Below are 23,030 nucleotides of genomic sequence, written 5' to 3'. Positions count from 1 at the left end.
CATGAAGACCGTCATTATGTCTATGATCGTTGCCCTTCTCTTAGCCGATGGGCCCGCTGTTAACGCCAAGGTCTATCTCCACGCGCCGGACGGAACGGAAGTTGAAATCAAGGAAGGCACCCCGCAACCGGACCTCTCCGCCTATCGCAGCCCCTTGGAAAGCAAAATTGCGAGCCGACGGTTCTTCACCAACGACAACTTGTATCTTGCCAACGAGGAGTTCCTCTCGGGAATGGAGTACTTCGTTGACGCCGTCGAGGCCGGCTTTCCAATCGCGCACTGGCCCCAATTCCAATGGATCACTGCGCTTGAGAACTACTGGTATTCGCGTTATACGCTGGAGTGGGCGACGAGCAGGGCGCACGCCGGGATCAGCACGGTCCACGGTCCCTATTGGACGCTCAAAGCCCGAGAGCTCTACGACCGCAACCGCACGCTGCGCGACCGCGGCGAGCGGGTGCCGGCCAACAAGGGTGTAGTGCTGAGCCACTATATGCCGCTCTACTACCAAAGAACGGGCATGCCGCGCGTTTTTGACGATGCCGCGCCGACTTACTTAAACTTCACTTCCGCTGATCCTCATTTCATAGGCCCGGTGATCACAGCCGACAACTTTGACGACCCGATGAGCGGTAAAAAAGGAAACTGGGGCATGCCCACCTATTATCTGGACTATTTCAACACGCGTTGGAGCCGCGACCGGATGGACAAAACCATCGATATGGGGGGCACCGCTCAGGCGGCCGCCAAACAAGCCATGTGGGTCCAGTACTTCTGGCACTCCGATCATGTCAAGAAGGGCGCTTCAAACGAAGAATTCAGCGACACAAACCTTCTGGGTAACGATGCTGAGGAAGGCTTCCGTGGAATCGTACTGTCCTTGGCCGCCTTCAACACGCTGCTTGAAGCGAAGGCTGCTCTATTCTCGGATGAACGCGGAAGACTAGGCGGTATCGAGCCCTTCCAATATGACCCGGCCGAAGGCCTACGCTATCTACCCCACGCCCTCGGCTCTAACTTAGTCATGATTGGCGACCTGCCCAATAGGCCATGGTCCCTCCATGTCAAGGACGGCACAAGCCGCCTTTGGGATCAAGCCAGCTGGCTCTGGCTTTGCTCCGAATACTACAACTTGACCCAACACTTCGACCGGGCTTTTACCGCAAATCCTCCCGTAGATGAAGGCGTGGTTGAAAAGGGCTCCGGCCAAGTGGCTTTAGGGCTCGCGTCCGTCTTGATCAAAAACATCAAAACCATGCACCAGAAAGATGGAATGTTCGTTTCGGGTTGGTCGCCGCGCGCGGGGGCGGGGGATCGCATCTCCATGGAGGATTCGGCCCTATTGCTTGTTGCCCTCAAAGACGTTGTCGACCGCTTCTCTGGAAATGAAAAGACGGAGCAATGGCTCAGGAAAGAGGCGCAACAGTTATTGATCGCCCAAGCCGATTTTCTTCTGACCCTGGAGGGGACAGACGGCTCATTCGAACCTGAATACTCAATCCCTGAGCGCGCGGGGGCGGGGGGAGCCGATTTGAGCGAACCCTTGTTTTGGGGAACGCGCGGCCTTTTAGCCGCGTGGCAGGCCACCAAGGACGATAAATACTTGAGAGGAGCCTACCGGACTTTCAATCGGTTGAACGAAAAGTTCTGGGATGAAAAGTCCGGACTCTATAGAACCCGCCTAGGCGATGACACGGTAACTTTAACGCCGAAAGGGGTGGCTGCGGCGATTGGAACCTTCCGCGAAATGAGCTTTGCCGCGGAACCATCCAGGATCAGGCCATTGCTGGAGAGGTTTACCCGATTCTGGATTCAGGCCATGGATGTCTCAGGGCTCCAGATGTCTGAAAATTATCAAACCGGGGAGATCACTTACGGAACCGAAGGTGAGGACGAAGATGGCATTCCCTTCGTCGGAAAATCGCACGGCCGCTATGGCATCGCCCCCATCGCGGCTCATGAGGTTTATGTCAATATCGGCGGTCCGGACAACAAGGCTTTCAAATCCCTCCAGGGAGAGCTTCACGTGATGAACCCGAAAGTCAATTTCGCTTATCGCGCAGGCGGCGAGGACTCAACGCCGTTACGTCTAGACTCGATTCCCAAAGCAACTTCCTTCACGAAGACGGTGGGCATTTCCCAGCTTGCTTCGGACACCAGTCAGGTGCCCGCACGCGCCGACTCAAAACTTACCGGAGCGGATGTGTTTAAATTGAACTGCGCCGTCTGCCACGGAAGCCGCGGCCAAGGCATCACCGGAAAACCACTCGGCCAAATCGCCAGAGAAGGCGGGATGGGGGTCGTGGTCCTAGACGGCCGGCCCATGCAACGGATGCCGCATTGGGGCAAGATCCTTACCTCGGATGAGATATCCCGCGTCGTTGAGTACGTAAAGGACTTGTTTAAGCAATAGCTGCTCAATCACGCGATATCGCTTGTCTCCAACTCCGTTCTTCCATGTAACATTTTCCGCACTCGGGAAACTTATTATCGACTGCGGAGGACGAAAACAATGGAAGACAATGCGTTGGCCTGCAGGCGTTGCAACTATCAGGCGGAGGCAAAGCCAGAAGGCTGGCGGAAATGCGGCAAGTGCGGGATGCTCTGGTGCCCCAAGTGCGCTTCCGGCTCAGAGCGCTGCGCCAACTGCGTCGGCGGCACTCTCGTTCCCGTGTCTTGAAGGCGGGCGGGCTCGCAACATTTTCCGGGTTTGGCCGAGCAAGTCTTGGCCACATCGTTGCGAGCGTTCGTATCCGTGGTTTCATCCCGCGTTACCGTCTCCCAAGTCCGGAGCGATCCCGGAAGGAACGACACGGACTCGCCCTTTGGGTCTCCATTTCATCTGTCAAGGCCGCGTGAAACTAATTCAAGGAAGACCGCTTCGGCCAGAACTTGACAAAAATCAAACGAACGCTTGACGTTGTTCATTGCCCGTTTGCGCCGCTTCGTGGTTTCATTACTACTTAATGGACTCCGCCGATGGTTTGTTGTTTTCTAAAGCTGGAGAAGCAGGTCCAGAAATCACTCTCTTTCATTTTTCCTCCTCCTTAAGACATGCCTTAAGCGCCATCTCATGGCTGGTCCGCCAAAAGTCCGGCGCGTTCTTCACCATCGAGGACATCGCTAAAGCGCAGGGATTGCCCCCAAGCTTTCTGGCCAAAATTCTCCGCCAATTGGCCCGCTGGGGAATCACGACCGCTCAGCGTGGTCCAGGGGACGGACATGCCTTGGGGCGGAATCCCGAACAGATTTCCTTGGCCGAAGTCATAAGAGCCGTCGAAAGACCATCGGCGGAACGGCGCCAATGCCTCTTCGAGTTGCATGGGTGCGGCGGCGCATCGCCATGCGCCATTCATGACCAAGTCTGTCTTGCCGAACGCCAACTCTGGAAGGTTCTTGGCGCCACCACGGTCGCCAGTTACACGACCACCAGGTTTCACGAGAGCATGAAATGAGGGTGGAGAGGAATAGATGATCCAACTATCAGTCGCACTCATCGTAGCGGTCCTGCTCGCGGTTCCTTCACGCGCTGCCGAGATCAAGCCGTATGGCTTGGTGCTGGTCAACTACGTGCAGAACTGGAACCGGCCCAATTTCGCCGACGTGCCGACTCAAGCGATCTCGGGGTCAAACGCGCTGCCGCCCAACCAAAATTTATCGCTGTTTACCGCGCGCCAGACGCGCTTGGGCCTGAATATCTCGAAGAGCACGGGACCCTGGGACTCCGACTTGAGCGGCGTCGTAGAGATTGACTTTTTCGGATTGCGTAACACGGGTTCGGCCGGACTTGACGTCAACGCCGTGGCCCCGCGCGTGCGCCTGGCCTACATTCAGGCCAAACGCGGGAACCATGCGGTCGTATTCGGCCAAGATTGGGTCAAGGCGTTTGCCCCGTTGAATCCGGAGTCGCTCGCGCATGCCGGGATCACGTCTCTCTCCAACTCGGGAAACCTTTGGAACCGACTGCCGCAACTGCGCTGGGACGCTGACTGGGAACTGGGCGGCGATTGGAGCGCAGGCACTAAAATAGCGTTAGTGCGATCTTTCTCCGCTGACGAGGCCGGGCGCACCTCGGGAGCCGCGACCGTCGCGACCGCGTCGGATCTCGCGGGATCGGGAGAGTTCTCCGGTGGACCGGCTTACCAGGCGCTCACTGAACTCAAAAGGAAGATCGACGGCCGGACCTTCGTTATCGGCGCTTCGATGCAATACTTGCGGGAGTCATTTAACTCTGTCGTCCCGCAGCCGGCGGGCGCGACAAATCACCGGGTCGACGGCCTACTGGGCTCCGGGCACTTGCTCTTGCCGATTCTCCCATCCGTGACGCTCTCGGTGGAGGGCTTCTATGGCCGTTCTGATCAGAACCTTAACGGGCTTGGGACGGTCTACAACGACCTAGGAAACGCGCGTACGACACAGACCCGCGGAGGTTTCGCGCAGGCTCAGGTGAAGCCGATCAAGAACTGGCGCTTCAACGCAATGGCTGGGTTCGAAAGCATCGATCAAACGGGCCTCGCCGCGGGGGCGACTGCGATCTTCCGCAACGAAACGATCGCTGCCAATGCAATTTGGGACGCGACTGCGGACTTGGCGTTGTCGTTGGAGTTTGGCCGCATACATTCCTATTTCGTAGGGGCGCTTGCGGGTGACACAAAGAACCTCGGCATGGCTGCTCAGTATCGCTTTTAAGAGGAGCAGCGACATGTCTGGACCAAGGGCCTTTCTCCCAAAGAGGCGGAGGCGCTGCGGCGAAACTATCAGGAGCGCTATGGACAGTAGGGGCGGGCATTGCGGGAGGCGAGATGAGTAAAAAAACCGGCGCTAGAATGAGCTGGATGGATCTGTTCGACTTCGGGAGGGCGGACATCCTGGCCCTCCACAAGACATGGTTTGCATTTTTCCTGACGTTCTATGTGTGGTTCAACATGGCGCCGCTCGTCACGACGATCGTCAAGGACACGGGCTTCACCCTGCAGCAGTTGAACCTCCTGGCGATCTGCAACGTCGCGCTGACGGTTCCCAGCCGCCTGCTCATCGGGATGATCTCCGATCGGCTGGGGCCGCGGCGAACGTTCACCTTGGTCATGACGACTATGGCCTTTCCGTGCTTGCTCTTCGCCTTCGGCACGACCTACACGCAGATGCTGGTAGCGCGGCTTCTCTTGAGCATGGTGGGAACCGGCTTCGTCGTCGGCATCCACATGACCTCGCTGTGGTTCAAGCCCCGTGACGCCGGATTTGCCCAAGGCGTCGAAGCGGGACTGGGCAATTGGGGTTCCTCCATCGCGGCGATCACGCTGCCTCTTTTGGCCCTCAACTTCCTTGGCAGTTGGCGGTGGGCCACCGCCATCAGCGGTCTTGTCATGTTCGCCTACGGCATCTACTATTGGTTTGCCGTCACCGACGGCCCGCCCGGCTCCGTCCACCATCGCCCGAGGAAGGCCGAGGCCATCGAGGTCAGCACCTGGGGCGATCTAGTCAATGCGGTCGTCTGGACTATCCCGGTGGTTGGAGTGTTGGCAATCCTGGTTTGGCGCATCCACGGGCTTGGGTTCATGGGAACGGGAACGGCGGCCGCAGCCTACACAGCCATAGGCGCGGTGACCGTATACCAGATCGTCCAACTCTTCAGGGTCAATACGCCGTTGCTTGGAAGAGGCGTGCCGGAGGACGACCGCTACCGATTCACCGATGTCGCTTGCCTCTGCGCCTGTTACGTCGCGACCTTCGGCGTCGAGCTTGGTGTGATCTCGATGTTGCCGGCATTTTTCCAGAAAACTTTCGGTTTGAGTCCCCAACTGGCGGGTCTTATCGGTTCGACCTTCGCCATCTTGAACTTCTTCTCGCGGGCGTTGGGCGGCTTCATCTCGGACCGCGTCCCCTCGCGGCGTTGGGCCATGCTTGCGTACTTAGCCGGGGTTACGGTTACGATGGGCCTGATGGGTTTCATCGGCCCTTCTTGGCCCTTGACCCTGGCTGTCTTGGTGACCTTGGCCGCGGCGGTCTTTGTGACGGGAGGCTGCGGAACAACCTATGCCATCGTCCCCATGATCAAGAGGCGGCTGACCGGCCAGATTTCGGGCTACGTCGGCGCCTACGGGAACGTCGGCGCCACGATCTATCTGACGGCCCTGACCTTCATGAGTCCGAACCGCTTCTTCTTCTTTATCGCCGCGACGGCCGCCGCGACTTTCGTGTTCTGCATGATCTTCCTTCGGGAGCCGGCGGGCGCCTTCGCCGAGGAATATCATCTCTCCAGTGTCGACCATGAGATCGTCAGAGAACGGCAAGTTTCGAGGGCGACCCCTTGAACCGGAGTCAGGCGCTGGCCCGCGTCGGCATAGCGGCGGTTGTTGCCTCCGCCGGAGTTCTCGCGCGGGCGGATATCGCCTGGGCCAAGGCCGACCCCGCCGACTTCGCGCAGAATTGCACGAGCTGCCACACCATAGGCGGGGGACGCCTGACGGGCCCCGACCTCAAGGATGTGAGCAAGCGCCGCAGCCGGGAGTGGCTCGAACGCTTCATCAGCGATCCCAGCAGGATGCTTGAGTCCGGAGACCCGACCGTCACGGAACTCTACAAGACCCACAATAACGTCATCATGCCCGCGATCGCGGGGATGACGACTCAGCGCATTGAGGAATTCCTCGAGCTCATTGACGCGGAATCGGCCTTGCCGAAGTCTCGCTTCGCGGGTTCCCAACTCATTAACAGGCCGCTCTTGCCCAGCGACGTCGCGGACGGCGAAGCGCTCTTTCTTGGAAAATCTCGGCTTAAGAACGGCGGGCCGTCCTGCATCTCTTGCCACTCGGTCGGGGGCATGAGCTGGCTTGGCGGAGGCTTCCTTGGCCCGGACCTGACTCTGGCCTTCTCGCGCCTAGGCGGGGAAAAAGCCTCAGCCGCCTGGCTGGTGAGCCCTGGCTCCCCGATGATGAAGCCCTTGTTCGCGGGGCGGGCCCTCAACCCTCAAGAGATTCTGCCGCTGGTCGCCTATCTGAAGGATGCGGCACAGCGCGGGAGGCCCGCGGACTCCATTGCTCGGCTCTCTTTCCTAGTCATCGGTCTGCTGGGCGCTGCGGCCCTATTCGTCGTATTGGACTCGAGGTGGGGTGACCGCTTGCGCTCGGTCAGGCGAGCAATGGTCAACAAGACGGACTCTGCGGAGGATGCCAATGTCTGACGGCCACAACCCCTGGATCAAGGACGAGACGAAGCCCGAGTTGCGCTCGTGGGAAGAGTTCTATCGCAACCGTTGGCAGCACGACAAAGTCGTGCGCAGCACCCATGGGGTCAACTGCACGGGCGGCTGCACGTGGAACATACACGTGAAAGACGGCATCGTGACCTGGGAGATGCAGGGCCTTGATTACCCCTTGCTTGAGTCGAGCCTGCCCCCGTACGAGCCGCGCGGTTGCCAGCGAGGAATCTCCTACTCGTGGTACCTGTATAGCCCGCTGCGCGTGAAGTACCCCTACATCCGCGGCGCCCTGCTCGACCTCTGGAAAGAAGCTCGCGCTAGAGCCGAGGACCCGGTCGAGGCCTGGAAGAGTTTAATCGAGAATCCCGAAGCGCGCCGACGCTGGCAACGCGCGCGCGGCAAGGGAGGGTTTAGGCGAGCCGACTGGGACACCGTGCTTGAGATCATGGCGGCGGCCAACATCTACACGATCAAGAAGCATGGCCCCGATCGGATCGCCGGCTTCTCGCCGATCCCGGCAATGTCGATGGTAAGCTACGCTGCCGGCGCTCGCATGCTCCAGCTCATGGGCGGGATATCGCTCTCCTTCTATGACTGGTATTGCGATCTGCCCAGCGCCTCGCCCGAGACTTGGGGCGAGCAGACAGACGTTAATGAATCCGCCGACTGGTTCAATGCCAAGCTCCTTGCCGTCATGGGCTCAAACCTCAACATGACGCGTACCCCCGACTGTCATTTCGCGGCCGAGGCGCGGCACAACGGCACGAAGATGATCGTCTTCTCACCCGACTTCAACCAGGTCGCCAAATACGCGGATGAATGGATGGCCGTCAATGCCGGCCAGGACGGCGCGTGGTGGATGGCGGTCAACCATGTGCTCCTCAACGAATTCCATCACGAGAAGCAAACCCCCTTCTTTTTAGATTATACGGCTCGCTTCACCGACGCTCCATTTCTCGTCGAGCTGATCCCGAATTCGGAGGGAGGCTACGAGGCGGGTCAACTCGTGCGGGCCGGCCGGCTCCAGAGCTACGCCGGGATCGAGAACGGCGAATGGAAATTCCTAATCTGGGACGACGCGTCCGACAGGCCCAAGATGCCCATGGGCAGCGTGGGCTTTCGTTGGGGCAAGGAGAAAGGCAAGTGGAATCTGTTGCTCAAGGACGGCCTCGACGGGTCTGAGATCAAGCCTCGGCTGACTTTCCTCAAAGCGCGCGAGGGAGCCGTCCCGGTCCGTTTCGACGACTTCGGCGAGGGACAGAGCGTCCGGCGCGAGGTGCCCGTGCGTTACCTCGACACGGGGACCGGCAAGATCGCCGTGACGACCGTCTACGATCTCATGATGGCGCAGTACGGCGTGGGTCGCGGGTTGGGGGGGGAGTATCCGAAAGATTACGGCGACGAGAGCGCCCCCTATACGCCGGCATGGAGCGAGAAGTACACGGGCTTGAGCCGGGACACTCTCATTAAGTTCGCGCGTGAATGGGCGGTGACCGCCGAGCGTACCGGCGGAAAGTGCACGATCATCATCGGCGCCGGCATCAACCACTGGTATCACGCCAACCTCATGTACCGAGCCGGCATCCACGCTCTCGTTCTCACCGGCTGCGTCGGGGTTAACGGCGGCGGACTGGCCCACTACGTCGGCCAGGAGAAACTCGCGCCGATGGAGCCGTGGAGCGCGATCGCTTTCGGCAAGGACTGGTATGGCGCGTCGCGCCTGCAAAACGCGCCGAGCTGGCACTACGTTCATTCGGACCAGTGGCGCTACGAGAAGCATTTCACGGACTACCATTCGGTTCCGTCGAACGGCGGCCCGGACTCGCTCGCCAAGGGCCACACGATGGACATGCAGGTCCGCGCGGTCAAGTGCGGATGGCTTCCGTTCTATCCGCAGTTCAACAAAAGCCCGCTCGAGGTCGCGCGCGAGGCCCTCGCCGGAGGAGCCAAGGATGACGCCGAGATCGTTCGGCATGTTACAGACGAACTCAAGGCCAAGCATCTGCGATTCTCGGTGGAGGAACCCGACGCCGAGGCCAATTGGCCGCGCGTCTGGTATATCTGGCGCGGCAACGCGCTCATGTCGAGCAGCAAGGGACACGAGTATTTCCTTAAGCATTACCTTGGGACACACAATAACGCGATTGCCGAGGAGCTGGCCGAGGGCTCCACGAGCGAAGTCAGTTGGAGCGACAAGGCGCCCACCGGGAAGCTCGATCTTGTCGTCGATCTGAATTTCCGCATGGATACCTCGGCGCTCTATTCGGACATCGTTTTGCCCGCGGCGACGTGGTACGAGAAGAACGATCTCAACTCGACCGACATGCACAGCTTCATTCATCCACTCGCGGAGGCCGTTCCCCCGTCCTGGGAGTCGAAGAGCGACTGGGACATCTTCAAGGCAATCGCAAAGAAGTTCTCGGAACTCGCTGTGCGCCACTTCCCCGAGCCGGTCAAGGACGTGGTCGTGACCCCGCTGGCGCATGACACCGCCGCCGAGATCGCGCAGGCCTCTCCCAAGGATTGGTCGCGCGGCGAGGTTGAGGCGATCCCCGGCAAAACGATGCCGGGGATCGCAATCGTCACGCGCGACTATAAGAATCTCTACAACCAGTTCGTCTCATTCGGGCGGCTGGCGCGCGATAAGGGACTCGGCGCGCATGGGACCTCCTATGCCATCGATGACTTCTACGACAAGATGCTCGAGACCCATCCCGCGGTGGCCTGGGCAGGCAAGACCTATCCCTCGCTGAGGGAGGGCGCCCAAGTCTGCAACGTGATTCTCAACCTCGCGACGGTGACAAACGGGGAGCTGTCCTATCGTTCCTATAAGAACATGGAGGAAAAAACCGGCCTGCGCCTGACCCAATTGGCCGAAGGCGATCGCAATGTTCGAACGACCTTCAAGGACTTGCAGGCCCAGCCGCGACGCTTCGTCAACAGCCCGATGTGGTCCGGGTTGGTGACGGGTGGAAGGGCTTACGCCCCATTCACCTACAACCGTGAGCACCTCGTGCCTTGGCGCACGCTGACGGGCCGTCAGCATCTCTATCTCGACCACCCGATCTATTTGCAGTTCGGAGAGCATCTGCCGACCTATAAGCCTAAACCCGGCTCGGTGCAGTACGGGGACCTGCGATTCAGTAAAGAGGCCGGCAAGACGAAGATGCTCAACTACCTCACGCCCCACGGGAAGTGGCACATTCACTCGACGTACGGCGACAACCAGCGCATGACAACTCTTTCGCGCGGCGTGGAACCCTTTTGGATCAACGAAAATGACGCCGAGGAGATCGACGTCAAGGACAACGACTGGGTCGAGGTGCACAACGACCACGGCGTCGTCGTTACGCGCGCGGCGGTGAGCGCCCGCATTCCGCGCGGGATATGCATCATCTACCACTCCCCGGAGCGGACGTATTCGGTTCCGAAGTCGCCGCTTCGCGGCTGGCGCCGCGCCGGAGGCCACAATAGCCTCACGCGCACGCGCCTCAAGCCCAACCTGATGGCCGGTGGTTACGGGCAGTTCACGTTTCACTTCAACTATTGGGGGCCCATCGGCTGCAATCGGGATACCCATGTGCTGGTGCGCAAGCTGCCGGAGCTGCGGTGGTAGCGATGAAGACGGCTAGGAGGGCTTCCTGATGGACGTGCGCGCGCAGATATCCATGGTGTTCCATCTCGACAAGTGCATCGGCTGCCATACCTGCAGCGTCGCCTGCAAGAATATCTGGACCGACCGCAAGGGCTCCGAATACATGTGGTGGAACAACGTCGAAACCAAGCCGGGGACGGGCTTTCCCACGCGATGGGAAGACCAGGAGAAATACCGTGGCGGTTGGGAGCTTTGCGACGGAAAGCCGCAGCTCAAATCGACGAGCAAATCCAAATCCTTGACGGACATCTTCCATCATCCGGCGCAGCCGACGATGGACGACTACTACGAGCCCTGGACCTACGACTATCAAAACCTCTTCAACGCGCCGGAAGGAGACGACCAGCCCACGGCCCGCCCGCTGTCGATGGTGACCGGGGAGCCGATCAACATCGAGGCCGGACCCAACTGGGACGACGATCTTGGAGGCTCGCCTGTCTACGCGGCCAACGACCCGAACCTGGCGGCGCTAAGCCCCGAGCAGCGCCGCCAACTCTTCGCGGTCGAGCGGCTGGTGATGTTCTACCTTCCGCGCATCTGCAACCACTGTCTCAACGCCGGCTGTGTGGCCGCCTGCCCGTCCGGAGCGCTGCACAAGCGCGGTGAAGACGGCATCGTGCTGATCGACCAGGCCCGCTGCCGCGGCTGGCGCGCCTGCATCGCGGCCTGCCCCTACAAGAAGACCTTCTATAACTGGCAAACGGGCAAGTCCGAGAAGTGCATCCTTTGTTTCCCGCGTCTCGAGACCGGCCAGGCTCCGGCCTGTTTTCATTCATGCGTGGGGCGCATCCGCTATTTGGGCGTCCTGCTTTACGACGCCGATCGTATCGAAGAGACCGCCCGGAAGGCCGACGAAGAGCTCATCGAGGCCCAACGTTCGATGATCCTCGACCCCTTCGATCCCCTCGTTCTTGAGGCGGCGCGTCGCGGCGGCATCCACGAGTCCGTCATCGAAGCGGCGCAGAAATCGCCCGTGTACCAGTTCGTCAAGGTCTGGAAGATCGCGCTTGCGCCGCACATCGAGTACCGGACCTTGCCGATGCTCTTCTATGTGCCGCCGCTTTCGCCCGTTCTTTCATCGAAGGCGTCGGGCGTCCTCAAGAACGAGACCGAGTCGCTTTTCCATGAGGTCGACAACGCGCGCGCGCCTTTGGAGTATCTGGCCAGGCTTTTTGGCGCCGGCCACTCAGGAAAGGTGCGCTATGCGCTCAAGAAGCAGATGGCCGTGCGCGCGCATCGGCGGGCGGTCACGGTCGGAGACCTCGACCGCGCGACGGCCGACCGGATGTTGTGCGAGGCCGACTGCACGACAGAGGAGGCCGAGGCAATCTTCAAGCTGACCGCGCTCTGCACCTTCGAGGACCGATTCGTTATCCCGCCAGCCCATCGCGAGATGGCCATCGAGATGCTCGAGGACCCCCAGGAGCACAAAGGGGCGGTCGGTTTCGGGTTCGTCCAAGGGCCCAAGAGGGGAGCATGAAGACGACCCCGGCCGATGTCCTGACGCATATCGCGGTTCTCCTGGAATATCCCAAAGGCGACCTAATGTCCGCGATCGCGCGCGCCCGGAAGTCCGCCGTTGCCGAGTCGCTGGAGGCGGCCGCGGCGCTCGAGCCCTTCGCCGGGTTTGCTCAGGATCATTCGCAGGCCGAACTGGAGGAGGCCTTCGTCCAGACCTTCGATCTGAACCCCTCTTGCGCGCTAGAGATCGGCTGGCACCTCTACGGGGAGGATTACAAGCGCGGCGCCTTCCTCGTCGAGATGCGGGGTTTCATGCGACGCCTCGCCATCGCCGAAGACTCGGAGTTGCCGGACCATTTGCGGCACGTCTTGGAGGTGCTTGCGCGCCTGGAGCCAGCCGCAGGATGGCAATTAGCGCAGGACAAGGTGCTTCCGGCCTTGGCCAAGATGCGGCTGGCCTCGCAGGGAGCTGCCTACGACGCCGTCCTTCGCGCCGTTGAACTGCTAATTGAGACTCGCTTTGCAGCCGCGGGAGGAGCGCGATGACGCCGTCCTATCTCGATGCACTGCTGTTTGTGGCGTTCCCATACCTGGCGCTGGCGAGCTTCGCCATCGAATCGATTCGACGGTACTTTCGGCAGCCGTTTACTTACTCGAGCCTCTCCTCCCAGTTCCTTGAGAACCGGCATCACTTCTGGGGGGCCGTGCCGTTCCATTACGGACTCGGGATCGTGCTGAGCATGCATTTCGCGGCCTTCGCCTTCCCGCGGACCGTTCTTCTGTGGAATGCCGTGCCGGCGAGGCTTTATCTCCTTGAAGCGACAGGTTTCATGTTCGCGCTCTTGGCTCTGGTAGGCTTGGCGAATCTGATCGCGAGGCGGCACTCTCATTCCTCATTGAGAGTCGTTACGACGAAAGCTGACTGGTTCTTGCTCGGTCTTCTGCTGGCTCAAATCGGCCTCGGGACGTACATCGCTATTTTCAGGCCTTGGGGAACCTCTTGGTTTGCGGCGTCGTTGACGCCGTATCTGTGGTCGATCCTCAAGCTTGCTCCCGATCTGGCTTATGTGTCGCCGATGCCGATCGAAGTCAAGCTCCACATCGTGGGTGCGTTTACGATCGTAGCGGTGGCGCCCTTCACGAGATTGGTCCATGCGCTCGTCATGCCTATCCCTTATCTCTGGCGCAGGCCTCAGGTTGTCCGCTGGACCCGGCCGCGGACCGGCATTCCAAGGAGATGATTCCATGACATGGTTGACGAAGTGGGAGCCTGAGAATTCCGAGTTTTGGCTGGCCGAGGGGCGCATTGTCGCCTGGCGGACGCTGATCCTCACGACCTTCTCGCTCATTTTCTCCTTTGCGACGTGGTTCGTGCCGAGCGCCCTGGTTGTCCGAATGCCGGGGGTGGGGTTTAAGTTCAGCACGATGCAGCTCTTCTGGCTGGCGGCGATCCCCGGCTTGGCTGGGGGCACACTCAGGCTGATCCATTCCTTCCTCATTCCCATTTTTGGAACGCGAGCCACCATTTCAACGGCGACGTTCATCAAGATCATTCCCATGGCATGGCTCTTCTACGCAATCCAGAACGTCCCGGGTCCGGGAAATCCAGGCACGTCCTTCGCCACGTTCATGGCCATCTACTTTCTATGCGGATTTGGCGGCGGGGACTTTTCTTCCTTCATGCCGTCCTCAAGCCTTTTCTTTCCAAAACGTTTGCAGGGCACGGCGATGGGCATTCAGGCCGGCATCGGAAACTTCGGGGTCAGCCTAGTGCAGTTCGTTACGCCCTGGATCGTCGGCTTTGGGGCGTTCGGAGCCATCGCCGGTGGCCCGCAGGCATTCACAAAAGGCGCCGTGGTCAAGAACCTCTGGCTTCAGAACGCCGCCTTCTGCTATATGCCAATCCTCATCCTCGCTGGTATCCTCTGCGCGGTTTATCTGCGCAGCGTGCCGGTCAAGGCGTCGATCCGCCAGCAGTTGGACATCATGAAGGACAAGCACACATGGTTTTGCGTCATTACTTACTTCATGACCTTCGGCTCCTTCTCCGGACTATCGGCGGCGTTTCCTCTCATGATCGGCAAGATCTACGGAGGATTCCCAGGGGCTCCTGATGCGCTGAAATACGCCTTTCTGGGCCCTCTGGTCGGCTCGTCCATCCGCTTTCTCGGAGGACCCTTGAGCGACCGCTGGGGAGGCAGTGTCTGGACCCAAGTTTCGGGATTCGGACTTATCGCGGGATGTCTCGCGCTGATTCTTGGCGGGCTTTTGACGCCGACTTCCCTGTCCTCATTCCCCTATTTTCTCGGCGTGATGCTGTGGATATTCCTGATGGCCGGCATCGGCAACTTCGGCACATTCCGGCAGTACCCGATCATTTTCGCGTTCTCTCCTCGGCAGGGAGCTCAAGTTCTGGGCTGGACGGGGGCTTGGGCCGCCTACGGGCCGTTTGTCTTCTCGTCTTTGATCGGGAAATCGATCACACACACGGGTTCGGCGATCGCATTTTTCTGGTGCGCCGCGGCCTTTTATGCCGTCGCCACGTGCGTCAACTGGTGGTATTACACGCGGGCTGCTTCCGAGCGCTACGATTTCGGCGCGTGGGGCGGCACATGGTGGGATAAGGCGAAGGCGACTTGGCCCTCATGCTGAAAGGCAGACCGCTGACGATCTTTCTGCTGGCAGCGATTACGCTGAGCGTCATAGTCTTGATTCCTGTGGCTTTCGAGTTTCGCCTCCCCGGCGTGGACCAAGGTTATGAACCCGCGCAACCGATCGCGTTCTCGCATAGACTGCATGCCGGTGAGCTGGAGATATCGTGCCTTTACTGCCATTCCGGTGTCCGGAAAAGCCGCAACGCAGGTGTTCCATCGATGAGTCTCTGCATGAACTGCCATAAGACAGTAGCCGCCCCTTTCATGCAGATTCGGCAGGAAGCAGCGGATTCCGAGAGGGAGAACCGCGGATCTCGCCGACTCGTCTCGCCCGAAATCCGCAAGATATACCGCGCCTTGGGTCTTAATGACGATCTAAAGCCGGACCTAAGCCTAACGGCGGCTCCTGTCGTATGGAATCGGGTCCACAACCTGCCGGACTTCGTCTACTTCGACCATCGTCCCCACGTCAATGCCGGAGTGCGGTGCCAGGCTTGCCACGGCCCCGTGCAAAGCATGGAACGTGTACGGCAGTTCGGCGAGCTGACGATGGGCTGGTGCGTCAACTGCCATCGCAAGGCGGAGGTGGCTGATTCCTCGCTCACAAAGCCTCACCATGCCGCCACCGACTGCTCAAGGTGCCACTATTGATCTTATGGCCGACAAGAGATATTGGCGCAGCCTAGAAGAACGTGACGCGAAGAACTCGCCTCCCCCTGGGCCGGAATTTCCCGAGGTATCGGGAGAGGCGTCGACTTCCACCGTGAACATTGATAGGCGCACGTTCCTTAAAGCCGCTGGCTTCTCGATCGGCGGCGTGCTTCTCTCGGCTTGCGGGCGCGGGCCAATGAACAAAGTGATCTCCTACCTATCCCAGCCCGAGGAAATCGTTCCGGGGCGGGCTTACTGGTACGCGTCCTCCTGTCTCGGCTGCAGCGTGGGCTGCGCGACGCTCGTCAAGACGCGCGACGCGCGCCCGTTGAAGCTCGAGGGCAATCCCGAGCATCCATTATCTTTGGGAGGTCTCTGCGCCGTCGGTCAAGCCTCGGTTCTGGAGCTCTACGACGATCGCCGCCTCAGAGGGCCGCTGATCGCCGGTCGGACGGCCTCCTGGGAGACAGTCGACCGACGGATCGGCCAGGAGCTAGATGAAATCAGGCGCAAAGGCGGCCGGGTGAGAATCCTGTCGCGAACGATCCTAAGTCCCACGAAAAAGGCGGTTATAGGACGGTTCCTCGACCGATTCGACGGCGGACGCCTGGTCGTCTATGATCCCCTGTCATGCTCCGCGATGCTCGATGCCCATGAGAGCGCCTTCGGGGTCCGTGTTTTGCCCCGCCCGCGCTTCGACCGGGCCGGCGTCATCGCAAGCTTCGATGCCGACTTCCTCGGGACGTGGATATCACCCGTTGAATATTCCGCGGGTTATCGCTCCGGACGCGCGATTGACGGCAACCAGGCGAAGGTAGCGCGCCACATCCAGTTCGAGTCTCGCCTTTCGCTCACCGGAGCCAACGCCGACGCTCGCGTCGTCTTAGGGCCGCGTGAGATTACGGCCGCCCTGGCGAGGATGGCGCTGATGCTCGCCGGCAGGGCGGGGATTTCAGTGCCGAATATCAACCTGCCGCCGATATCTCTCGATGCCGGGGCGCTCAGGGGTTTTGCCGATGAGCTTTGGACGGCTCGCGGAAGAAGTCTCGTAGTCTGCGGACAAAACAGCGTGTCCGCGCAGCTCTTCGCGGCGCTGGCCAACCAGGCGCTGGGCAATTACGGCAAGACCCTCGACCTTGAGCATCCGTCATATCAGAAGCAAGGCGACGATAAAGCGGTTAAGGCTCTGCTCGACGAGCTGGCTCAGGGCCGCGTTGACGCGCTTTTCGTGCTGGACGGCAATCCGCTGGCAGAGCTTCCGGCGCCCGAAGCATGGGAAATGGCTCTGGGAAAGACACCGCTTGTCGTGAGTTTCACCGACCATCTCGATGAGACGGCGGCAATGGCGCGCTTCGTTTGTCCGGAGCACAATCAATTCGAGGCCTGGGGAGATCTGGAGCCCGTCTCTGGTCTTGTGGCTGTGGCCCAGCCCTCAATCGCGCCGATGGGTCTCACGCGTCCCGCGTTGGAAAGCCTTTCGGCTTGGATGGGCGAACGCAAAGAGTCGCTTGAGCTGATCAAGGAGCACTGGCGCCTAGGAATTTTCCCGCGCCGGCGGGGTTTTGCCTCTTTCGAGGAATTCTGGAACAAGACCGTGCATGACGGCTTTGCCGAGATCGAGCCTGCGAAGCAGAATGCCGGCGTTTTTCGGCCGGAAGCTCTCAGCGCCGCTTCGTCAGCGCGCAGCTCCGAGAAGATGTCGCTCGTGGTCTACGCGAAGGTAGGCATGATGGATGGTCGTCATGCGCAAAATCCATGGCTACAGGAACTTCCCGATCCGATCACGAAGATCGTCTGGGATAATTACGCGTCGATCTCCCCGGCAGGCGCCAAGAACCTCGGGGTGACGGAAGGCGACGTGGTCAAGATCGTGGGCGCCGGCGGTCGGTCGATCCAGCTTCCAGCGCACGTCCAACCGGGGCAGCACGATGGCACGGTGGCGGTGGCTCTCGGCTACGGCCGAAAGGGAACCGAACGCTTCACGGACATCGGTCCCAATTGGCTCGAGGGCAAGCCCACGGTGGCCGTAGGGGAGCGCGTTGGCATGAACGCCTCCCTCCTTCTCGATTGGGACGATGGCGCGATCTCCGAAGTGGCCGGCGATGTCTCGGTGGTCAAGACGGGCGCGTCTCGAGCCTTGGCTTGCACCCAGGCCTACCATTCCCTTCAAATGCCCGCGCGTTTGGCCGCGTTCCCAGGCGAAACGCGGCCGATCGTGCGCGAGACGACGCTCGAGGATTACCGCAAGCACCCGGCATCCGGCAATGAGCCCGAAAGGAAAGAGGAGAGCCTTTGGCCTGAGCACGCCTACGAAGGCCACCGATGGGGCATGGCCATCGATCTGGGCTCGTGCACGGGTTGCTCGGCCTGCGTGATCGCCTGCCAAGCCGAAAACAACGTGCCCGTCGTCGGCAAGGACGAGGTCGGCCGCCGCCGCGACATGGCGTGGCTGCGCATCGACCGCTACTACGCCGACCGCGGTCATGATACGGACGTCGTTTTCCAGCCGATGATGTGCCAGCACTGCGGCAACGCTCCCTGCGAGACCGTTTGTCCCGTGCTCGCGACGATGCATTCCAGCGAGGGCCTCAACCAGCAGGTTTACAACCGCTGTGTGGGGACCCGCTATTGCGAGAACAATTGCCCCTACAAGGTCCGCCGCTTCAACTGGTTCCAGTACCAGAAGGAAGGCCGACTGTCCAACCTGGCGCTCAATCCGGACGTAACCGTACGCATGCGCGGCGTCATGGAGAAGTGCTCATTCTGCGTACAGCGCATCCAGGAAGGGAAATTCGAGGCCAAGCGTCAGGGGAGACCGCTGCAAGATGGCGACATACGCCCCGCCTGCGCGCAATCATGCCCGGCGCAGGCGATCGTGTTCGGAGACCTCAACGACCCGAAGAGCCAGATTTCTCGCTTTCGAAAAGACCCGCGGCATTACCGTGTTCTCGCCGATCTCAATGTCCAGCCATCAATAGGCTACTTGGTCAAGGTTCGCAACCGCGCCGCAGATGGAGGGAGGCCGGAGGATGGCTGAGATTACGGCAGAGGTCTGGATCGACGGTCAAAAGAGCGCGGCGCAAGTGACGCGAGACATCGCCGCGCCCATGGAGCATGCCCCCACCGGGCTGTGGTACGCGTGCTTCTCGGCATCCCTTGCGGCGTTCGCCGTCGGCGCGGCCGCCATGTCCTATACGCTGTGGAACGGGATCGGGACCTGGGGGCTCAACCGCACCGTCGGCTGGGCCTTCGACATCACTAATTTCGTCTTTTGGATCGGCATTGGTCATGCGGGGACTCTGATTTCGGCGATACTCTTCCTCTTCCGCCAGAAATGGCGCACGTCGGTCAACCGGTCGGCCGAGGCGATGACGCTCTTCGCCGTGATGTGCGCGGGCATTTTCCCGCTGCTGCATATGGGGCGGCCGTGGTTTGCCTACTGGGTTCTTCCCTATCCCAACACGCGGGGGTCGCTCTGGGTGAGCTTCGCCTCGCCGCTTCTTTGGGATGTCTTCGCGATCAGCACGTACTTCACCATTTCGGCAGTCTTTTGGTACGTCGGCCTTATTCCAGACCTGGCTACCCTGCGCGACCGCGCGACGAGTGGGCGCCGGCGCGCCGCGCTGGCGGCGTTAAGCCTCGGCTGGGACGGCTCGGCGCGCGTCTGGTCTCAATACGAGAAAGCCTATCTGCTCTTGGCCGGCCTGGCCACGCCTCTGGTCATCTCCGTGCATACGATCGTGAGCTTCGATTTCGCCACCTCGGTCATCCCGGGCTGGCACGCGACCATATTCCCGCCCTATTTCGTCGCCGGAGCCATTTTTTCAGGGATGTCGATGGTGCTGACGCTGATGATCATCGCGCGCAAGGTCATGGCATTGGAGGACTACATCACCGACCGCCATCTCGACGTCATGTGCCGGATCATCCTCGCCGTCAGCTGCATGGTCGGTCTCGCTTACTCGACCGAGTACTTCATGTCTTGGTATGCGGGAAACCCGTACGAGCGCTTCGCGTTCGTAAACCGTCGCGCCGGTCCCATGGCATGGACCTATTGGACGATGGTGACTTGCAATGTGATCACGCCGCAGATTTTCTGGTTCAGCAATCTCCGGCGAAAGACCTGGCTCGTGTTTGTCGCCTCCTTGCTCATCAACGTGGGGATGTGGTTCGAGCGTTTCGTCATCATCGTGACTTCTCTGCACCGGGACTTCCTGCCGTCGAGCTGGGCCGCGTACCGGCCGACATCGATCGAGGTGGCGACCTTCATGGGCACCTTCGGACTGTTTTTCACTTTATTTCTTCTTTTCTGCCGCTTCCTGCCCGCGATTGCGATGGCCGAGGTCAAAGGCATACTCCAGCCCGAACACCACGGCCACGGAGGCGGGGCAGCATGAGCCGAACGTTCTTCATCGCCTCGTTCTCTTCGGCGAGTGACTTGCTTGACACCGTGAGAGAGGCGCGGCGCCGCGGCTGGACAATCCACGATGCCTATGTGCCGTTTCCGGTCCATGGGCTTGATGAGGCAATGGGCATCAAGCCATCACGCCTCGGCTGGGCGTGTTTTCTCTTCGGCGCTCCGGCGCTGGTGGCTGCGCTCTCGTTTCAATCTTGGGTCGCGGCGATCGACTGGCCCATCAACATCGGCGGCAAGCCTTTCTTCTTCTGGCAGATGTTCGTCCCGGTCGGCTTCGAGTTCACGGTGCTGTGCGCCGGTTTGGGTACCGTCGCGACCCTGCTCGTGGGTCAGCGATTGCTTCCGGGGCGGCGACCATCGGTGCCCGACCTGGGCGCAACCAATGACCGCTTCGTGTTGGTCTTGGTCAAGACCAACACGGCCTTTGACGAAGAGGAGGTCCTCTCGGTTTGCCGGCGCTACCGCGTTGTCGAGACCCGAGATTTCTTGGAAAACGCGCCATGAAACGGCTCACGAGACTCGATATAGCTTTGATTGTCGTTTTGCTAGGCATATGGACGGCCATCGGGGTCTCGCGGCCGGACCGAACGCGCAGGAACTACCGCTGGATTCCTCAGATGGAGGACGCTCTCACCTTCGAGTCTCAACGCGAATTTCTGCCCATCGCGGATAAGCGTTCTACGGGAGTCTCCGCGCGGGGAACGATCGCGCGCGGCTATCTGCCTATTGCCTACCCGCCGACGCGCGAGGGCGCCGCGCGAGCCGGGCGCGAACTGCTTTCTCCGCTGAAACCCTCGCAAGACCTTGTCGCCAGCGGCGGCCGGGTCTACGCGGCGTATTGCTTGCCGTGCCACGGCGCCGCCGGCCTCGGCGACGGCCCGGTCACCAAGAGAGGCGTGCCCGCGCCTCCCTCGCTGTTGGGCGACAAAACTATTGCCATTCCCGACGGCCGGCTCTTCCACATCATCACTTATGGTCAGGGAAACATGCCGCCCTATGCCTCGCAGGTGGATCGCGACGACCGCTGGAAGGCGATCCTCTTCGTCCGTTCGCTCCAGCGCTCGGCGAAAGTCAAGGAGAAAACCCCGTGAGGCTGCGTAATGCGCTCGCGGTGGCCGCAGCGCTGGGCGCGGCCGCGTTGGCCTTCGGCGCTTGGCGAGCGCCGGAGAAGTTGTTTCCGACCCTGCTTGTCGCGGGGCTCTATCCGGTAACTCTCTGTCTGGGAGCGGGCGTATTTCTTGCGATCCAGCATGTAACGGGCGCCAGATGGAGTTCGCGCCTTCGTCCAATCGCCGAGGCCATGACGCGATGCTACTGGCCGGTCGCGTTGGTCGTGATGGCCGCGCTCTGGTTTGGCCGAGGAGAACTTTACGACTGGGTCCAGGCGGGCCCGCCAAGCATCATTCCTGAAGCTCAGAAGATATGGCTTGCGCCGTCTTTTCTTCTTGCCCGCGCCATGGTTTACCTTACGGTCTGGGGCTTTCTGTTGCGGATGATTCGGGGCACGGCCTCGGCCGCGGCTTTCCTCGTTACGTTCGGCGTTACCGTTTCTCTGGCCTCCTTCGACTGGCTGATGGCGCTGGAGCCTCGCTGGTCGAGTACGATGTTCGGCGTCTACGTCTTTTCAGGGCTTTTTCTTGGCGCCTTGGCCGCTTTGGCCGCGGCGGCTTTCCTCATGGGGGACTCGGACAACGGTGCCGACGCTCTTTCCGGAGCGGAACTCCATGACCTTGGCAAGTTGATCTTCGGCTTCAGCATGTTCTGGGCCTACATCTGGTATTGCCAGTACATGCTGATCTGGTACACGAACAATCCCGAAGAGACCAGCTTCTTCTTACGGCGTCATACCGGCGGCTGGGCGGTCCTCTCGATGACGAGCGTCGGCTTGAATTGGTTCGCGCCCTTCTTGGTTCTTCTGCCGGAATGGACCAAGCGCGACGGCAGGGTGCTTTTTAGAGTGAGTTTGGCGATTCTCGCGGGCCACTGGCTGGATCTATACATCGTCGCCATGCCGCGCTTCGCCGGAGCCGGCGCTTCGTTCGCGCCTTGGGAAGCGCTTGTCTTTTTGGGAACGATCGGCGCGGCTGGATCGCTCTTGTTGCGGGAAATGAAATCGCAGAGGTGAATGAATGTTCGACATGGGGTTCGGGGAATTAGCCGTGATCTTGGCCGTCGGGTTGCTTTTGTTTGGAGCCAAGCGGATTCCGGAAACCGCAAGGGCCCTAGGACAGTCCGTCAAAGCCTTCAAGGATGGGCTTAAAGAAGCATCCCAAGATGTTGAGACGACTAAAAACGAGGTTAAGAAATTACCCCGAGGAAAACAAGGTATAGGTTCTTAGGCGGACTCCGAGCCCGCGTTCCTAATTCCCAAATAGGATATGGACGCAGGGCCAATCCCGAAAGATCGGGGAAACAGGGCCAGTTTCGAAAGGAGCTGACCTCTCAAGTTCAGAAAGGAGAATGAATGAAATTTAGGCGCGCTGGTTCCATTGTATTGTGGAGCTGGCGTTTTATTTTATGAAGGCATTGACCCATTTGGACTCCGAAGGGAATGCCCGCATGGTTGACGTTGGGTCAAAGCCCGTGAGCAGTCGGAAGGCGATTGCTTACGGCGAGATCCGAATGAGCCCCGGAGTTCTTCGGCAGATAAGAGACCGGAAAGTCCCCAAGGGCGATGTCATGGCGGTCGCCAAGATCGCCGGAATCATGGCGGCGAAACGGGTCGATGAGCTTGTTCCTCTTTGCCATACCCTGGCCCTTGATTCTGTGGAGCTAACCCTCAAGCTGAAAGCGGATCGTATATGTGTTCAGGCTCAAGTCTCATCGCAAGGCAGAACCGGCGTGGAGATGGAAGCGTTGACGGCCGTGAGCGTGGCTTGCTTGACGATTTACGATATGGCCAAGGCCGCCGACAAGAAGATGACGATCGGCCCCATCTATCTGAAGGAGAAAGAAGGCGGGCGATCAGGACACTTTGTGAGGAGCGCCAGGTGA

The 23,030-nt window shown here is 60.3% G+C and carries 17 protein-coding genes, 1 pseudogene and 1 riboswitch; all 18 genes and pseudogenes read left to right on the top strand.

From position 1 onward, the window contains the following. The first annotated feature begins 1 nt into the window (after position 1). The 18 genes and pseudogenes from HY921_10485 (at position 2) to moaC (ending at position 23,030) form a co-directional block, all read left to right on the top strand. Positions 2-2,413, top strand: coding sequence for a c-type cytochrome (locus HY921_10485; protein ID MBI5631294.1), 2,412 nt, complete (start codon positions 2-4; stop codon positions 2,411-2,413). A 553-nt stretch (positions 2,414-2,966) separates the two neighbouring features. Then, positions 2,967-3,455 (top strand): Rrf2 family transcriptional regulator, encoded by a 489-nt coding sequence (locus HY921_10480; GenBank protein ID MBI5631293.1) that lies wholly within the window; start codon positions 2,967-2,969, stop codon positions 3,453-3,455. A gap of 16 nt (positions 3,456-3,471) precedes the next feature. Continuing rightward, on the top strand, positions 3,472-4,689 hold the full coding sequence (locus tag HY921_10475) for a hypothetical protein (protein ID MBI5631292.1): 1,218 nt from the start codon (positions 3,472-3,474) through the stop codon (positions 4,687-4,689). Positions 4,690-4,826: 137 nt separating this feature from the next. Further along, positions 4,827-6,311 carry an MFS transporter gene (locus HY921_10470; GenBank protein ID MBI5631291.1) on the top strand — a complete coding sequence of 495 codons (1,485 nt, stop codon included), beginning with the start codon at positions 4,827-4,829 and terminating at the stop codon, positions 6,309-6,311. Continuing rightward, positions 6,308-7,180 carry a c-type cytochrome gene (locus HY921_10465; protein MBI5631290.1) on the top strand — a complete coding sequence of 291 codons (873 nt, stop codon included), beginning with the start codon at positions 6,308-6,310 and terminating at the stop codon, positions 7,178-7,180. Before HY921_10470 ends, HY921_10465 begins: the two co-directional genes overlap by 4 nt. Further along, positions 7,173-10,814 (top strand): nitrate reductase subunit alpha, encoded by a 3,642-nt coding sequence (locus tag HY921_10460; GenBank protein ID MBI5631289.1) that lies wholly within the window; start codon positions 7,173-7,175, stop codon positions 10,812-10,814. The genes HY921_10465 and HY921_10460 overlap by 8 nt, the downstream gene beginning before the upstream one ends. A 28-nt stretch (positions 10,815-10,842) precedes the next feature. Beyond that, on the top strand, positions 10,843-12,333 hold the full coding sequence (gene narH, locus HY921_10455) for a nitrate reductase subunit beta (GenBank protein MBI5631288.1): 1,491 nt from the start codon (positions 10,843-10,845) through the stop codon (positions 12,331-12,333). Next, entirely contained in the window at positions 12,330-12,860 is a 531-nt protein-coding gene (gene narJ / locus HY921_10450) for a nitrate reductase molybdenum cofactor assembly chaperone (GenBank protein MBI5631287.1), read from the top strand. Before narH ends, narJ begins: the two co-directional genes overlap by 4 nt. Before the next feature lie 29 nt (positions 12,861-12,889). After that, on the top strand, positions 12,890-13,555 hold the full coding sequence (locus HY921_10445) for a respiratory nitrate reductase subunit gamma (protein ID MBI5631286.1): 666 nt from the start codon (positions 12,890-12,892) through the stop codon (positions 13,553-13,555). A 4-nt stretch (positions 13,556-13,559) separates the two neighbouring features. Further along, positions 13,560-14,900: pseudogene (locus tag HY921_10440) on the top strand (NarK/NasA family nitrate transporter). 332 nt (positions 14,901-15,232) lie between these two features. After that, on the top strand, positions 15,233-15,619 hold the full coding sequence (locus HY921_10435) for a cytochrome c3 family protein (GenBank protein MBI5631285.1): 387 nt from the start codon (positions 15,233-15,235) through the stop codon (positions 15,617-15,619). Between the two features lie 4 nt (positions 15,620-15,623). Further along, positions 15,624-18,656, top strand: coding sequence for a TAT-variant-translocated molybdopterin oxidoreductase (locus HY921_10430; protein ID MBI5631284.1), 3,033 nt, complete (start codon positions 15,624-15,626; stop codon positions 18,654-18,656). Next, entirely contained in the window at positions 18,649-20,016 is a 1,368-nt protein-coding gene (nrfD, locus tag HY921_10425; GenBank protein ID MBI5631283.1) for a polysulfide reductase NrfD, read from the top strand. The genes HY921_10430 and nrfD overlap by 8 nt, the downstream gene beginning before the upstream one ends. Beyond that, positions 20,013-20,540: a DUF3341 domain-containing protein gene (locus HY921_10420; protein ID MBI5631282.1), complete on the top strand. Its 528-nt coding sequence runs from the start codon at positions 20,013-20,015 to the stop codon at positions 20,538-20,540. Before nrfD ends, HY921_10420 begins: the two co-directional genes overlap by 4 nt. Beyond that, the gene (locus HY921_10415; GenBank protein MBI5631281.1) at positions 20,537-21,127 is read left to right on the top strand and encodes a cytochrome c; all 591 of its coding nucleotides are present in this window, start codon (positions 20,537-20,539) and stop codon (positions 21,125-21,127) included. Before HY921_10420 ends, HY921_10415 begins: the two co-directional genes overlap by 4 nt. After that, positions 21,124-22,161, top strand: coding sequence for a hypothetical protein (locus HY921_10410; GenBank protein ID MBI5631280.1), 1,038 nt, complete (start codon positions 21,124-21,126; stop codon positions 22,159-22,161). Before HY921_10415 ends, HY921_10410 begins: the two co-directional genes overlap by 4 nt. 4 nt (positions 22,162-22,165) lie before the next feature. Then, positions 22,166-22,375, top strand: a complete 210-nt coding sequence (locus HY921_10405) for a twin-arginine translocase TatA/TatE family subunit (protein MBI5631279.1) — start codon at positions 22,166-22,168, stop codon at positions 22,373-22,375. Then, positions 22,369-22,511: riboswitch (molybdenum cofactor riboswitch) on the top strand. (Overlaps the previous gene by 7 nt.) 42 nt (positions 22,512-22,553) lie before the next feature. Then, positions 22,554-23,030, top strand: a complete 477-nt coding sequence (moaC, locus tag HY921_10400) for a cyclic pyranopterin monophosphate synthase MoaC (GenBank protein ID MBI5631278.1) — start codon at positions 22,554-22,556, stop codon at positions 23,028-23,030.

It is taken from the genome of Elusimicrobiota bacterium (assembly GCA_016218575.1).
Taxonomy (GTDB): Bacteria; Elusimicrobiota; Elusimicrobia; order UBA1565; family UBA9628; genus JACRDN01.
Note: the sequence above shows the minus strand (reverse complement) of the source record. Positions and strands in the feature narration are given on the sequence as shown.